The sequence below is a fragment of the Variovorax sp. Root318D1 genome, assembly GCF_001424835.1.
In the GTDB taxonomy this organism is placed as follows: domain Bacteria; phylum Pseudomonadota; class Gammaproteobacteria; order Burkholderiales; family Burkholderiaceae_C; genus Variovorax.
This window is the reverse complement of sequence record NZ_LMCQ01000003.1, coordinates 242,261-257,337: the sequence shown is the minus strand read 5'-3', so window position 1 is coordinate 257,337 and position 15,077 is coordinate 242,261. Positions and strand designations below refer to the sequence as shown.

Genomic DNA, 15,077 nt, shown 5'->3' with positions numbered 1-15,077 from the left:
CCGGATACTTTTGCCAGGCCCTCCGGGGAACCTTCACCATCCAGCAAAGGAATGTGCGATGCAATACCGCAAATTCGGCCGCACCGGCCTGTTCGTTTCCGAGCTCTGCCTCGGCACCATGACCTTCGGCGGCGCGAGCGGCATATGGGGCCACATCGGCAACCTCCAGCAGTCCGAGGCGGAAGGCCTGGTGGGCCGTGCGCTGGACGCCGGCATCAACTTCATCGACACCGCCGACGTGTATTCCGAAGGCCTTTCGGAAACCATCACCGGCCAGGCGCTGAAGAACCTCAAGGTGCCGCGCGAAAACGTGGTGGTCGCCACCAAGGTGCTGGGCGAAACCGGCAAGAGCCCCAATTCGGCCGGCGCCTCGCGCTATCACATCATGGAAGGAGTGAAGGCCAGCCTGAAGCGCCTGCAGCTCGACCACATCGACCTGTACCAGATCCACGGCTTCGACCCGGTCACACCCATCGAGGAAACCGTGCGCGCGCTGGACAACCTGGTGCGGCAGGGCCACGTGCGCTATGTGGGTGTTTCGAACTGGGCCGCCTGGCAGATCATGAAGGCGCTGGGCATTGCCGAGCGGCAAGGGCTCGCGCGCTTCGAATCGCTGCAGGCCTACTACACCATCGCGGGCCGCGACCTGGAGCGCGAACTGGCGCCGATGCTGCAGAGCGAGAACGTCGGGCTGATGGTCTGGAGTCCGCTGGCGGGCGGTCTCCTGAGCGGCAAATACGGACGAGACACTGAAGCCGAGAAAGGCAGCCGCCGCACCACCTTCGACTTTCCGCCCGTCAATGTCGAGCGCGCCTACGACTGCATCGACGTGATGCGCCAGCTGGCCGAGGCGCGCAAGGTGTCGGTGGCCCAGATCGCGCTGGCGTGGTTGCTGCACCAGCATGTGGTGACCAGCGTGATCGTCGGCGCCAAGCGCGTCGAGCAGCTGGACGACAACATCGCGGCCACGGCCATCCGGCTCGATGCGGGCGAGCTGGCCGCGCTCGACAAGGTGAGCGCGCTGCCCTCCGAGTACCCCGGCTGGATGCTCGAGCGCCAGGGCGGCGCACGGGCCAAGCGCCTCGTCGAATCAGGCCAACGCGGCTGACCGTCGTGCGGCGTGCGCCGCGGTGGCGCGCAATGCACGCAGATCGAGATGCGCCGCCGCGCTTGCCGCAGAGGGCTCGGCAAGGTGCGGCACGATGCCCAGCAAGGGCGCACCGAGCCGGCCGCGCAGGGTTTGCAGGTTGGCCTCGGGTGCCAGCATTCCCGGCTCGATGACGCTCGCGATCCACCCCGCCAGCACGAGGCCGCGCGCCCGGATGGCTTCCGCCGTGAGCAGCGCGTGATTCAGGCAGCCGAGCCGCAGCCCGACCACGAGGATCACCGGCAGGCCCAGCGCCACGGCCAGGTCGGCGCTGTCGAGGTCGTCGCCGAACGGCACGCAGAACCCGCCCACGCCTTCGACCACCACCGCGTCGGCGCGCTGCGACAAAGATGCAAAGGCCGACAGCAGCGGCGGCAACTCGATGCGCACGCCCTCCTCCCGCGCCGCCAGGTGCGGGGACATCGGCGCGCGCAGCAGATACGGGCAGCGCAAGGCCAACGGAACGTCGACATTGCCGGCCTCGCGCAAATGCTCCACGTCTTCATTGCGCCAGTCACCGTCGATGAAGTTCAGGCCAGCGGCCACCGGCTTCATGCCGACCGCCCGCAGGCCCGAAGCGGCCAGCAGGCTCAGCATCGCACTGCTGGCCAGCGTCTTGCCGACACCCGTGTCGGTGCCCGTGACGAACCAGCGGCGGTGCGTCATTGGTGCATCGTTGGCGCTCATGCGGCCTTCTTCCAGGGCGCTTCCAGCGCATCGCCCAAGGCGTCGAGCAGCCGTGCCACGTCGGCCTCGCTGTGGCTGGCCGACAGCGTGATCCGCAGCCGCGCGGTGCCGACGGGCACGGTCGGTGGGCGGATCGCACCCACTCGCAGCCCGCGGGCATCGAGCTGCGCCATTGTCTCCATCGCGCGCGCGTTGTCGCCGACGATCAGCGGCTGGATCGCGGTGGGCGAATCCGGCAGCCAGGCGCTGCCGTCCGGCGGCAGGAGCGCCTCGAGGCCCCTGCGCAGCTGCCCGATGCGGGCCCGCAAATCGGCGCGGCGTTGCTTGCCTTCTTCGCCTTCGATCAGCGTGAGGCTCGCGAGCAGCGCATGCGCGAGGGCCGGCGGCGCGGCGGTCGTGAAGATGTAGGGCCGCGCCCGCTGCACGAGGTAGTCGATGACGGTGCGGTGCGCCGCCACGAAGGCGCCCGACACCCCGGCCGCCTTGCCGAGTGTGCCGATGAGCACCAGCCGCTCCGATCGCAGGCCCATGGCCTGCAGCACGCCCCGGCCCGTGGCGCCCAGCACGCCGAAGCCGTGCGCATCGTCCAGCACCAGCCAGGCGTCATGCCGCTCGGCGAGTGCGAGCAGCTCGGCCACGGGCGCGATGTTGCCGTCCATGCTGAAGACCGCATCGCTCACGATCAGCTTGACCGGCGCATCGCAGGCGCCGATCTGCGCATCGAGCGCGGCCACGTCGCAATGCGGATAGCGCTCGACGCGCGCCTTGGCCAGCCGCGCACCGTCGATCAGCGACGCATGGTTGAGCGACTCGGAAAAGATCACCGCTTCGGCGCCGCCCAGCGCCGACAGCACCGCGAGGTTGGCCATGTAGCCGGTGCAGAAGAACAAGCTTTGCGCCTCCGGGATGTGCGGCGCCATCCAGTCGGCCAACCGCTCCTCGAGTTCGGCGTGTGCGCGCGAGTGGCCGAGGATCAGGTGCGAGCCGCCGCTGCCCGTGCCATAGCGTGCCGCGCCTTCGGCCAGCGCGGCCGCCAGCGCCGGATGCGCGGCAAGGCCGAGGTAGTCGTTGCTGCTGAAGCCCAGCATGGTGCGCTGCGCGCTCGCGCCGGCCAGCGTCAGGGACTGCTCAGGCGCGCAGGCCGTTTCGGCGATCTGCCGGCGGCGGCGCAGCGACTTGGCGTCGAGAGCCATGATCTCGTCCTGCAAGAGTTCAAGCAAGCGCGGCATCGCGGCCTCCTTCTGCGTGGTCTGCGTGGCTGGGCGCGGCCACCGCTTGCAGCGTGGCCAGCGTGGCGTCGACCAGCAGGTCGATCTCATCGTCGCCAATCACATAGGGCGGCATGAGGTAGACCGTCGCACCGATCGGACGCATCAGCAGCCCGTTCGCGCGTGCGGCCAGGTGAAAGCGCTCAGCAAACCGCGCACCGGGCTCGCGCACGTCGAAGGCCGCGATCATTCCGCACTGGCGAAGGTGAGCGACCGGCATGCCGCGCAGTCCCTCGCGCAGCTTGCCGATCAACCGTTCGCCACGAGCGCAATTGCGCCGCAGCGCGTCCTCTTGCTCGAACAGGTCGAGCGTCGCAATCGCCGCGCGGCAGGCCAGCGCGTTGCCGGTGTAGGAATGGGAATGCAGGAAGCTGCGCGCCACGTCGTCGTCGACGAAGCCTTCGTAGATCGCATCGCGCGTCATCACCAGCGCAAGCGGCAGGTAGCCGCCGCTGATGCCCTTGGAGAGGCAAAGAAAGTCGGGCCAGATGCCGGCCTGCTCGCACGCGAAGAAAGTGCCGGTGCGCCCGCAGCCCACCGCGATCTCATCGGCGATGAGGTGCACCTCGTAGCGATCGCACAGCGCGCGCACGAGGCGCAGGTACTCGGGGTCGTGCATCGCCATACCGGTGGCGCATTGCACCAGCGGTTCGACGATGACGGCGGCGATCGATGCATGCCGTTCGGCCAGCAGCGCTTCGAGTTCTGCGGCGGCGCGCCGCGCAACGTCGGCTGCGTGCTCGCCCGGCCGCGCGGTCCGTGCATCGGGCGAGGCAACAAGGTGGGCATTCGCGAGCAACGGCGCATAGGCGTCGCGGAACACCGGCACGTCGGTCACATGCAGCGCGCCGAGTGTTTCGCCGTGGTAGCCGCGCCGCACCGCGACGAAGTTCTGCTTGCCGCTGCGCCCCGCATTGCGCCACGCATGAAAGCTCATCTTCAGCGCGATCTCCACGGCCGAGGCGCCATCGGAGGCATAGAAGCAATGACCCAGCGCGTGGCCGGTCAGCGCGGCAAGCCGCTCAGCCAGCTCGACGGCTGGTGCATGCGTGCAGCCGGCGAGCATCACGTGCGAGAGTTTGTCGAGCTGGTCCTTCAACGCCGCGTTGATGGCCGGATGCGCATGGCCGAAGAGATTGACCCACCACGAACTCGTCGCGTCGAGATAGCGGCGTCCGTCGTGGTCGAACAGCCAGACGCCCTCGCCCCGCGCGATCGGCAATGGCGGCACCGCTTCCAGACGGATGCTCTGCGTGCACGGATGCCAGACATGGCGCCGGCTGCGCTGCTGCCAGGCGGCGTTTTTCGACGGTGCGGGCGTCGAGGGAAAAGCAATCGTTGGCGGCATCCGCGCATTCCTTTGGGGCAAGGCGCGGGATCGTATCGACGCAAATCCGCCCCGGCAAACGGCGCGCCCGTGCGTGGAAACTCTCGCATTTGGACGACGTTGGCCGGCGAACACTGCGCGTTCGAATCCACATCGCGCAACAGGGCCGCCTAGCATACCGGGGCCGCGCTCGAGGGACATCGCAAGTTGTCCTATGGACGACAAAGATAGTGAAGGAATGTCGGGTTCATGCCCGATACGCCCCGGTTTTTTTGCAATCGGACGCCCTGGTGTCCGATCTGAACTATCGCCACCACTGCCTCCTTTTCACTCTCCGTCCCAGCCCAAGGATGAGGCTTGGACGACGCCCCCCGTGGGCCAATTCCGACACCGGCGGCTGTTCACGGCGGGGACAACTGAATGTCCATCCATTCTTGAAGGAGCAGCCCATGTCCAAGACGAACCCCAACACGCCCGACGAGCGCGGTTCGTTGCCTCCCCAGCACAACAAGGCCGGCCACCAGAGCCCGACACCCCGCAACGAGCCCCGCCGGACCATCGAGAGCCGCAACGACCGGGAGGACCATCTCGGCAGCAGCAACCAAAACCAGGCCCGGCGCGGTGGCGCCAAAGGCAATCCCAATCACTGAGCCCGGAGGCGCCTGAACCCCAACGGCACACCGTTGCGGCACCGTGTCCCATCGCAACGAAGCCACAGCCGCGCTGAAAGCCTTGAGCGTGGCCACCGACGCGTGCCGGGAGTGCCCCTTGGGCGCGTATGCCACGCAGTCGGTCTTTGGGGAGGGGCCGGTGGGCGCGGTGCTGATGGTGGTGGGAGAGCAGCCGGGTGACAAAGAAGACTTGGCGGGCCGCCCTTTCGTCGGCCCTGCGGGCAAGCTGTTCGACCGCGCCGTGGCCAAGCTCGGCTGGTCACGCGAAAAGCTCTACGTGACCAATGCGGTGAAGCATTTCAAGTATGAACTGCGCGGCAAGCGCCGCGTTCACAAAACCCCCGCCCAGCGCGAGGCCGAAGCCTGCCACCACTGGCTCGAAAGCGAAATGGAGCTCGTGCAGCCGCGCGGCTACGTCGCATTGGGCGCCACGGCCGCGCGCTCGCTGCTCGGCCGACCGGTCGCAGTGATGAAGGAGCGCGGCCGGTGGATCGAAGACGAGGCGACCGGCCGCCGCGTGCTGGTCACGCTGCACCCCTCCGCCCTGCTGCGTGGCGATCCAGCGCAGCGGGAGGTGGCGTGGAAAGCCTGGCTCAAGGATCTCTCGGTCGCGTCGAGCCTGATGAAGAAAGCCTCGGTAAAGCAGCCGGCCGCAAAGCGGCCTCCCGCCACACCCGCAGCAGGTCACGCACGCCGACGCGTGCGCATGGTGATGGAGTAGCGCAGCGCCTCGGTCGGCGCGATGCTGTGCTGCCACGCCCACCGAGCTTCGCCGCGCAGCATGTAGATGGAGCGCGGCTCGATCAACAGTTGGAGGCTGGCAGGCGCGGAAGCGCTGGCCGGCGGATAGGGGCGCAGCTGCATCACGGCGTTGCTGCGCAGCGAGACGCCGACGATGTCTTCGAAATCGGGCACGTCTCGGTGCCAGCCAAGAGGCGTGCCCGGCCTGTATTCGGACAACAGCATGTGCGTGAAGTCCTCGGGCGCCATGCCCATCCATGCGGCCACCCTTGCGCGCAGCGGATGCAGCGGCTCGGGCAGCGGAGGGCCCGGGCGCAGGCGGTGGTTCTCGAAGTCGTAGCTGCCGCCAAAGCTGATGCCGCGGCGCCGTGCGGTGTATTCCTTGTAGCGCATCTCGCGAAGTTCAAAGCCCTGCACGATGCGCAGCAGTTCGTCTTCTTCTGCGCGCGTAAGAAAGTCACGCTCGTACCGAAGCCCTTCGATGGCGGCCACCGGAGCCTCGCCGAACAGGTCGGGTTCGTCGGCCAACTGGATGTGGCTAGCGGACCGCATCGACGTCTTCTCCCTTCCTGCCCGCGTGCGCCGGGCCGCCCAGGCGCAGCTCCCACCACGGCGGCAGCAACTCGCGGATTTCGGCGCGCGCAAAGCGGTCGTCCAGCAGGTGCAGCACGCCCTCGTCCTGCTCGGTGCGGATGACGCGGCCGGCCGCCTGCACCACCTTTTGCAGCCCTGGGTAGAGGTAGGTGTATTCGTAGCCCTTGCCAAAGCGCGCCTGCATGCGCTCGCGCGTGATCTCGTTCAGGGCGTTGTGCTGCGGCAGGCCCAGGCTGGCAACGAAGGCGCCGATCAGCCGGCTGCCGGGCAGGTCAATGCCTTCGCCGAATGCGCCGCCCAGCACTGCAAAGCCGATGCCGCGGCCGCCCTCCTCGAAGCGCGCGAGAAAGCCGTGGCGATCGGCTTCGGCCATACCGCGCGTCTGCGTCCACACCGGCACGCCGGGGTGCCTGGCGTGGAAGGCCGCGCAGGCCTTTTCCAGGTAGTCGAAGCTGCTGAAGAACGCGAGGTAGTTGCCGGGCAGGCGCGCGAACTGGGCACCGATGATCTCGGCCACGCTGCGAAGCGAGCCCGCGCGATCGCGGAAGCGGGTCGATACGTTCATCGCCACCTCGACCCGTAGCTGCCGGCTCTGGAATGGCGAGGCCACGTCGAGCAGCAGCGTTTCCGGTGGCAGCCCCAGCGCATCGCGGTAAAAGACGAACGGCGACAAGGTGCCCGAAAAACAGGTGACCGACGCGGCCTCTGCAAAGCGCGGCTCGAGGAATGGCGCGGGCACGAGGTTGCGGATCGAGAGGCTGCGCTGCTGATGGTCGATTGCGGGCCCCAGCGTGCGCTCGAACACCGAATGGTCATCGAAGGAATCGGCCAGCCGGGCGAACTGCAACGCATCGAAGAAGAAGCGCTGCAGCGGCCCCTGCAACGCGTCGGGCGTGGCAGCAAAGTACTCGCCCATGGCCGTGTTGGCCGCCTGCAGCGTGCGAGTGAAGCGTTCGGGTATTTCGTCCGCCGTGTCGTAGGGCTCGGTCTGCGATTGCTGCACCGTGTCCCATTCCCGGTACAGCCGCCCGAGCGCGCCGCGCACAGATGCGGGCGCCACGCGGTGGGCTTCTTCGAGTGACGGGCCGTCGAGCTCGGCGGTGTACATGCCGCGCGCGCGCTCCAACAGGTTGTGCGCCTCGTCGACCAGCACCGCCGCGTGCCAGTCGGAGTCCTTCATGGTGGCGTAGAGAAAGGCGCTGCCGTCGAAGTAGTAGTTGTAGTCACCGACGATTACATCGGACCAGTGCGCCATTTCCTGCGTCAGGAAATAGGGGCATACGGTGTGCGCCAATGCAATCTGCCGCAGCGCCTGCCGGTCGAGCCGGGCTGCGCGCGCGGCGTCTTCACGCGCTGCGGGCAGGCGGTCGTAGAAGCCCTTGGCCAGCGGACACGAATCGCCATTACAGGCGCGGTCGGGGTACTCGCAGACCTTCTCGCGCGCGGTGAGTTCGAGAACGCGCACCGGCGCGCACCCTTCTCCCATCACGCGAAAGGCTTCCAGTGCCACGGCGCGGCCCGAGGTCTTGGCAGTGAGAAAGAAGATCTTGTCGATCTTCCGTGCGGCGCGCGCCTTCAGCAGCGGAAAGATGGTGGCCAGCGTCTTGCCAATGCCGGTGGGCGCCTGCGCCATCAGGCAGCGCTCATTCGCAGCGGCGCGGTACACGGCCTCGGCCAGTTCGCGCTGGCCGGCGCGGAACGTGCCATGCGGAAATTCCAGACGGGCCAGCGCGCTGTCGAGCACAGCATGGTGCGCGGCTTCGCTCTGTGCCCAGTCGCTGTAGCGTTCGCACAAGAGCTCGAAGTGCGCCTGCAGCGCTGCCCGGGTGTGCTGCTCTTCCAGCACGGTCTCTTCGCCGGTGCCGAGATCAAGGTACACGAGCGCCACGGTGATGTGGTCATGGCCGTGCAGCTCGCACAGCATCCAGCCGTAGGTGCGGGCCTGGGCCCAGTGCAGTGCGCGGTGGTTGCCCCGGATGGCGTCGAAGTCGCCGCGAAAGGTTTTGATCTCTTCGACCCGGGGGGCGCGCGGGTCGTACCCGTCGGCGCGGCCGCGCACCTTGAGCGCGCCGCAATGCGAGACCAGCGCCACTTCGCTTTGGTAGCTCTCGCCGCGGCGGCCCTGCACGAGTGCGTGGCCGGCCATGCCCTCGAGCGCGCTGGGCGCGGGCACGAAACGCAGGTCGAGGTCGCCCGCCTTGGCACCGAAGGCGCACAGGGCCTTGACGGACACCGTGCGGGCCTCATCGGACGGCACTGCCTGCGGCTTGGTGGAAAGATCCGTGGTCACTGTAGCTGTATAAAACAACAGTATAGCGGCGCTCCGTTGGCCATGCGCCGCAGAGGTATCAAAAGCTTGTCGGGGCCTTCTCCGACACGGGGGGCCCCGGATATCGGCAAAACTTCAAAAGTTTTGCTTACAAATCGCCGTGAATGAAATCCCCCTCCGCGATCGACCCTGATGACTTCGAGCGTCTGCTGAGCCGCAACCTGAAGTGGCCTTTGCTTGGCGGCCTGATCGGCGCGCTGGTGTTCGTGGGGTTGATCGTGTTTCTGCTGTCGGCCATCAGCCGGGTCGAATCCACCGACCGCGTCGTGCGCAACGCGAGCGAACTGCAGCGCCGCACCATCGACATGGAAACCGGCCTGCGCGGCTTCCTCATCACCGGCGAAGAAAGTTTTTTGGAGCCCTACCAGAGCGCCCTGCCGAGGATCAAGGGCGACATCGAGGCACTGCAAGGTCAAGTCTCCGACAACCGGCAGCAAGGTGAGCGGATCGCACGCATCGCCGCATTGCAAGCGGAGTGGAATGAATTCGCGACCGAGATGATCGCCGCACGGCGCAACGGCGGCGACTACCAGGGGCTGGTGCGGCAGGGCCGGGGCAAGCGGCTGAGCGACGACATGCGCGCCGAGTTCACGGCCTTCATGGACACCGAGCAAGGCCTGCGCTTCCAGCGCAACGAGGAGGCCAACCGCACCAGCTGGCTCGTAGTGGGTGTGTTCATGCTCTTCACGCTGGTGTTCACCGGCATGGTGGCCTACTTCGGCCGGCGGCAGCTCATGCGGCTTTCGGACAGCTACGACGCAGTGCTGCGGGAGCAGGCCACGCACGCCGAGCGGCTGGCGCAGCAAGCCTGGCTGCGCAGCGCGCAAACCGAACTGGTCGGCGAACTGGTGGGCGAGCTGAGCGCAAACGACCTGGGCCGCAAGGTGCTCGCGTTCTTCTCGCGCCGCCTGGGCAGCGCCGTGGGCGCGCTGTACGTGCGGGAGCGCCATGGCACGCTGCGGCGCGCCGCGAGTTACGGCTTCTCGATGGAGGCCGAGGCGACGCCGCAGGTGTTCTCGCCCACCCAGAGCCTGGTCGGCCAGGCCGCGGCCGAGCGGCGCCGCATGCTGATCGAGCCCATTCAGGCCGACTACCTGAAGGTCAATTCGGGCCTAGGCGAAATGGCGCCCTCTGCTGTGCTGCTGGTGCCGGTGTCCAGCGACCGCATCGTGAACGGCGTGGTCGAACTCGGCCTTCCGGGCGTACCCGATGCGCGGACCAACGAACTGCTCGACCTCGTGGCCGAGGACATCGGCGCGTCGCTCGCGGCGGCACGCTACCGCGAACAGCTGCAGGACGCGCTGGCCGAAACGCAGCAGCTCAACGAGGAACTTCAGGTGCAGCAGGAAGAGCTGCGCACCGCCAACGAGGAACTCGAGGAGCAGTCGCGCGCGCTGCGCGCCTCGCAAGCCATGCTGGAGAACCAGCAGGCCGAACTGGAGCAGACCAACAGCCAGCTCTCCGAACGCACCGAGGCATTGGACCAGCGCAATGCCGCCCTGCGCCGCGTGCAGCGCGATCTCGAAGACCGCGCCGACGAACTGCAGCGCGCCAGCCGCTACAAATCCGAATTTCTGGCCAACATGTCGCATGAGCTGCGCACCCCGCTCAACAGCGCGCTCATCCTGGCCAAGCTGCTCGGCGACAACCCGCAAGGCAACCTGAGCCCCGAGCAGGTGAAGTTCGCGAATGCCATCTACTCGTCGGGCAACGACCTGCTGGTGCTGATCAACGACATCCTGGACATCTCGAAGGTCGAGGCAGGCAAGCTCGAAGTGGTGATCGAAGACGTGGCGCTCGACAAGCTCGCGCGAAGCCTGGAGAGCACCTTCGGCCCGATGGCCGCGGAGAAGCGCCTGGGTTTCAAGCTCACCATGCATCCGGACGTGCCTGCATCGCTGGTGACCGACCGGCATCGCGTCGAGCAGATCCTGAAGAACCTGCTCTCCAACGCACTCAAGTTCACCGACAGCGGCGACGTGGCGCTGGTGGTTTCGGCCGCACCCGACGGCGGCGCGGTGTTCGCGGTTTCCGATTCGGGCATCGGCATTGCGCCGGAACAGCAGCAGCTCATCTTCGAAGCCTTCCACCAGGCCGACGGCACCACCAGCCGGCGCTATGGCGGCACCGGCCTGGGGCTCTCGATCTCGCGCGACCTCACCCGCCTTCTGGGCGGCGCGCTGTCGGTGCAGAGCCAGCCCGGCCAGGGCAGCACCTTCACCCTGCAGCTGCCGGCGGTGGCGCCGCAGGCGTTGCAGCGCACGCCGGCCGCTGCTTCCGCAAAGCCTGCGCCCGCCTTGCCGCCCTCCCCGCAGGCTGTTCCGGCCGCGCCCGCGCCGCCGGCCGTGGTGCCGCCGCCGCAGTTTTCCGACGACCGTGCGCTGCCGCGCGACCAGGTGCGCCGGGTGCTGGTGATCGAGGACGAGCCGCAGTTCGCGCACATCCTGTACGACCTGGCGCACGAGCTTGGCTACCGCTGCCTGGTGGCGCATGGCGCGGCCGACGGCTTCGATCTGGCGCAGCAGTTCGTGCCCGACGCCATCCTGCTGGACATGCGCCTGCCCGACAGCACCGGCCTCGACGTGCTGCAGCGCCTGAAGGACTCGCCGCAAACGCGCCACATTCCGATCCACGTGGTGTCTGCGGCCGACAACGCGCAGGCCGCCGCGCTGCACATGGGCGCGATCGGCTATGCGCAGAAACCGGCCACGCGTGCCGAGCTGATGCAGGTGTTCGCCCGGCTCGAGGAAAAACTCGCGCAGAAGGTCAAGACCGTGCTGCTGGTAGAGGACGATGCGCTGCAGCGAGAAAGCGTGATCCGTTTGATTGGCGACGAAGACATCGAGATCATTGCCGTGGGCTCGGGCGAAGATGCGCTCGACCTGCTGCGAAGGCGCGTCTTCGACTGCATGATCACTGACCTGCACCTGCCCGACATGCAGGGCGGGGAGTTGCTCAAGCGCATGGCGGCCGAAGAGATCGTTTCGTTTCCGCCCGTGATCGTCTACACCGGCCGCAACCTCACGCGCGACGAGGAAGCCGAGCTGCAGCGCTATTCGCGTTCCATCATCATCAAGGGCGCGCGCTCGCCGGAGCGCCTGCTCGACGAGGTGACCTTGTTCCTGCACAAGGTGGAGGCCGAGCTTTCCAGCGAGCGCCAAGGCATGCTCAAGGCCGCGCGCGGGCGCGACCGCATCTTCGAGGGCCGCACCATCCTGCTGGTGGATGACGACGTGCGCAACATCTTCGCGCTGACCAGTGCGCTGGAGCAGCGCGGCGCGGCGGTCGAGATCGGCCGCAACGGCCGCGAGGCGCTAGAGAAGCTCGAGCAGGCGCCCGAGATCGACCTGGTGCTGATGGACGTGATGATGCCGGAGATGGACGGCCTGGAGGCCACGCGCCGGTTGCGTGCCGACCGGCGCTTCGAGAAGCTGCCCGTGATCGCCATCACCGCGAAGGCCATGAAGGACGACCGCGACCAATGCCTGGCCGCGGGCGCCAGCGACTACCTGGCAAAGCCTGTGGATTTGGAGCGCCTGTTCTCGCTTCTGCGCGTGTGGATGCCGAAAATGGAGCGGCTGTGAACCAGATCGCCACGCCCTCCCCCGTGCCGTCTCCGTTGAACAACACGGAGATCGAGCTGCGGCTGCTGATGGAGGCGATCTACCTCAAGTACAGCTACGACTTTCGCAACTACACCGTGGCCTCGCAGAAGCGGCGCGTGCTGCACGCGCTGGCGCAGCTCGGGCTTCCGAGCATCTCGGCGCTACAGGAAAAAGTGCTGCGCGACCCGGGGCTCTTCGGCCGGCTGCTGCAGTACCTGACGATTCCGGTGAGCGAGATGTTCCGCGACCCGGCCTATTTTTTGGCGCTGCGCCAGCACGTGGTACCGATCCTGCACACCTACCCCTCGGTGAAGGTGTGGGTGGCGGGCTGCAGCACCGGCGAGGAGGTGTTTTCGCTCGCCATTCTGCTGCGGGAAGAGGGTCTGCTCTCGCGCACGCAGATCTACGCGACCGACATCAATCCGGACTCGCTCGAGAAGGCACGGCAGGGCATCTTTCCCATCGAGTCGATTCGCGGCTACACGGCCAACTACCAACGCGCAGGCGGACGAAGCTCGTTCTCCGACTACTACACCGCCGCCTACGAAGCCGCGCGCTTCGACCCCTCGCTGTGCGCCGACGTGATCTTTGCCGACCACAGCCTGGCGACCGACAGCGTGTTTGCCGAGACGCAGCTCGTCTCATGCCGCAACGTGCTCATCTACTTCAACCGCGAGCTGCAGGACCGCGCGCTGGGCCTGTTCCACGAGTCGCTGTGCCACCGCGGTTTTCTGGGCCTTGGTGCCAAGGAAAGCATCGATTTCTCGAGCTATTCGGAACGTTTCGACGCGCACGCGAAGCCGGAGCGCATCTACCGCAAGGCCACATGAAAACGGACGTCACGCCATTTCCTGGGAGGCGCATCGAGGCCGCGGTGCTCGGCGCCTCTGCGGGCGGCATCGATGCGCTGCTTCGGATGCTGCACGACCTTCCCCTGCCGTGGCATCTTCCGCTGGTGGTGGTTCTTCACCTGCCCGAAGGGCATGAAAGCCACCTGGCCGAGATCTTCGCCGAGCGCCTTCAAGTGCCGGTGCACGAGGCCGCTGACAAGATGCCGCTCGCGGCCGGCCATGTGTACTTCGCGCCGCCCGGCTACCATCTGTCGATCGAGCGCAACCGCCGCTTCTCGCTCAGCTGCGAGCCGCCGGTGCGCTTTTCGCGGCCGTCGATCGATGTATTGATGGCCTCCGCGGCCGACGCCTACGGGCCGGCACTGGCCGGCATTCTGCTCACCGGCGCCAACAACGATGGTGCCGAAGGCATGCAGCGCATTCATCTGGCCGGTGGCATCACCGCCGTCCAGGACCCCAACGAAGCCCAGATTTCCATCATGCCCGAAGCGGCCATTGCCTTGCACTCTCCCGACCACGTGCTTCCCTTGCGCGAGCTTCGCGCCCTGCTCTTGCAACTGGAGTCTGCCCATGTCCATTGACGTCGAAAGCAAGCTGCTGATCGTCGATGACCTGCCTGAAAACCTTTTGGCGCTGGAGGCCCTGATCCGTGGACCCGGGCGCGCGGTGTACCGCGCGACTTCGGCCGAAGAGGCCCTGGCGCTGCTGCTCGACCATGAATTTGCGCTGGCCATTCTCGATGTGCAGATGCCCGGCATGAACGGCTTCGAGCTGGCCGAGCTGATGCGCGGCACCGAACGCACGCGGCCCATTCCAATCATCTTCGTGAGCGCAGCGGGCCGTGAACTCAACTACGCGTTCCGGGGCTACGAGAGCGGCGCGGTCGACTTTTTGCACAAGCCGCTCGACCCGCATGCGGTGACGAGCAAGGTCAACGTATTCGTCGACCTGCACCGCCACCGCAAGGCACTCGGCCAGGAAATGGAAAAACTCGCGGCCGCCCACCAAAAGCAGGAAGAACTGGTCGAGCAGCTGCGGCACACGCAGCGCAAGCTCGAACACGCGGTGCGCATGCGCGACGATTTCATGTCGATGGTTTCGCACGAGCTGCGCACGCCGCTCAACACGCTGTATCTCGAAACGCAGCTGCGGCAGCTGCATGTGTCCAAAGGCAGGCTGGAGTCCTTCGCAGCGGACCGCTTGCCAGCCATGATCGAGCGCGACCAGCGGCAGATCCGCAACATGGTGCGGCTGATCGACGACATGCTCGACGTGACGCGCATGCGGCGGGACGCACTTTCGATCCAGCCCCAGCCGGTCGACCTTGCCGCGCTCGCGCGCACCGTGGTGGAGGGCCTGCGGCACCAAGCAGAGGCCGCGGGCTCCGAGATTGCGCTCGAGGCGCCGGGCGAACTGCGGGGTGTGTGGGACGAATTCCGCATCGAACAGGTGCTGACCAACCTGCTGACCAATGCGCTGCGCTACGGCCGCGGCAAGCCGGTGGAGATGATGCTGAGCCAAGCCAACGGCATCGCGCGCATCACAGTGCGCGACCAGGGCATCGGCATTGCGCCCGAAGACCAGGAACGCATCTTCGAGCAGTTCGAACGCACCGACGACAGCCGCAAACATGCCTCGGGGCTGGGCCTCGGGCTCTACATCACGCGCAAGATCGTGGGCCTGCACCACGGGCGCATCGAGGTGGAGAGCACGCCCGGCCACGGTGCCCTGTTCAAGGTGGAGCTGCCGGTGCAGGCGGAGGCAAAGACTGCGACGCAAGCGCGGGCGTAGGCGCCTTCCTACTGCGCGGGGGGCGATGGACCAGGATACTCGAAGCTTCGATTTCTCCTGACCAAG

12 protein-coding genes are annotated in these 15,077 nt (G+C 67.1%); 7 read left to right on the top strand and 5 right to left on the bottom strand.

Annotation, left to right across the window (positions count from 1 at the left end; translation table 11 throughout):
- Window positions 1–58: 58 nt before the first annotated feature.
- On the top strand, window positions 59–1,108 hold the full coding sequence (locus tag ASC78_RS04885) for an aldo/keto reductase (protein WP_055797187.1): 1,050 nt from the start codon (window positions 59–61) through the stop codon (window positions 1,106–1,108).
- On the opposite strand, the gene bioD is transcribed toward ASC78_RS04885, so the two are convergent.
- From bioD to bioA, 3 genes are read right to left on the bottom strand one after another with little or no spacing between them, the layout of a single operon-like run.
- On the bottom strand, window positions 1,091–1,834 hold the full coding sequence (bioD, locus tag ASC78_RS04880; protein ID WP_055797184.1) for a dethiobiotin synthase: 744 nt from the start codon (window positions 1,832–1,834) through the stop codon (window positions 1,091–1,093). The two genes, ASC78_RS04885 and bioD, sit on opposite strands and share 18 nt — an antisense overlap.
- Window positions 1,831–3,063, bottom strand: a complete 1,233-nt coding sequence (bioF, locus tag ASC78_RS04875) for an 8-amino-7-oxononanoate synthase (protein WP_055797180.1) — start codon at window positions 3,061–3,063, stop codon at window positions 1,831–1,833. Before bioF ends, bioD begins: the two co-directional genes overlap by 4 nt.
- The gene (gene bioA / locus ASC78_RS04870; protein ID WP_055797178.1) at window positions 3,047–4,450 is read right to left on the bottom strand and encodes an adenosylmethionine--8-amino-7-oxononanoate transaminase; all 1,404 of its coding nucleotides are present in this window, start codon (window positions 4,448–4,450) and stop codon (window positions 3,047–3,049) included. The genes bioF and bioA overlap by 17 nt, the downstream gene beginning before the upstream one ends.
- Before the next feature lie 428 nt (window positions 4,451–4,878).
- Between bioA and ASC78_RS04865 the strand changes: the two genes are divergently transcribed.
- Both ASC78_RS04865 and ASC78_RS04860 read left to right on the top strand, forming a co-directional pair.
- Window positions 4,879–5,079 (top strand): hypothetical protein, encoded by a 201-nt coding sequence (locus ASC78_RS04865; RefSeq protein ID WP_055797175.1) that lies wholly within the window; start codon window positions 4,879–4,881, stop codon window positions 5,077–5,079.
- 43 nt (window positions 5,080–5,122) lie between these two features.
- A complete protein-coding gene (locus ASC78_RS04860; RefSeq protein WP_055797172.1) occupies window positions 5,123–5,821 on the top strand; it encodes a UdgX family uracil-DNA binding protein in 699 nt (232 codons plus the stop codon).
- Here the strand turns inward: ASC78_RS04860 and ASC78_RS04855 are convergent.
- A complete protein-coding gene (locus ASC78_RS04855) occupies window positions 5,785–6,393 on the bottom strand; it encodes an alpha-ketoglutarate-dependent dioxygenase AlkB (protein ID WP_055797170.1) in 609 nt (202 codons plus the stop codon). The genes ASC78_RS04860 and ASC78_RS04855 overlap by 37 nt on opposite strands.
- A complete protein-coding gene (locus ASC78_RS04850; protein WP_055797168.1) occupies window positions 6,380–8,725 on the bottom strand; it encodes an ATP-dependent DNA helicase in 2,346 nt (781 codons plus the stop codon). The genes ASC78_RS04855 and ASC78_RS04850 overlap by 14 nt, the downstream gene beginning before the upstream one ends.
- A 143-nt stretch (window positions 8,726–8,868) precedes the next feature.
- Here ASC78_RS04850 and ASC78_RS04845 point away from each other — a divergent pair, with 143 nt between their 5' ends.
- Genes ASC78_RS04845 through ASC78_RS04830 form a run of 4 tightly spaced genes read left to right on the top strand, consistent with a single transcriptional unit; the run spans window position 8,869 to window position 15,011 of the window.
- Window positions 8,869–12,348: a response regulator gene (locus tag ASC78_RS04845; RefSeq protein ID WP_055797166.1), complete on the top strand. Its 3,480-nt coding sequence runs from the start codon at window positions 8,869–8,871 to the stop codon at window positions 12,346–12,348.
- Window positions 12,345–13,199: a CheR family methyltransferase gene (locus ASC78_RS04840; protein ID WP_082517422.1), complete on the top strand. Its 855-nt coding sequence runs from the start codon at window positions 12,345–12,347 to the stop codon at window positions 13,197–13,199. Before ASC78_RS04845 ends, ASC78_RS04840 begins: the two co-directional genes overlap by 4 nt.
- Window positions 13,196–13,801 (top strand): chemotaxis protein CheB, encoded by a 606-nt coding sequence (locus ASC78_RS04835; protein ID WP_055797164.1) that lies wholly within the window; start codon window positions 13,196–13,198, stop codon window positions 13,799–13,801. Before ASC78_RS04840 ends, ASC78_RS04835 begins: the two co-directional genes overlap by 4 nt.
- Entirely contained in the window at window positions 13,791–15,011 is a 1,221-nt protein-coding gene (locus ASC78_RS04830) for a hybrid sensor histidine kinase/response regulator (protein WP_055797161.1), read from the top strand. The genes ASC78_RS04835 and ASC78_RS04830 overlap by 11 nt, the downstream gene beginning before the upstream one ends.
- Window positions 15,012–15,077: the final 66 nt, after the last annotated feature.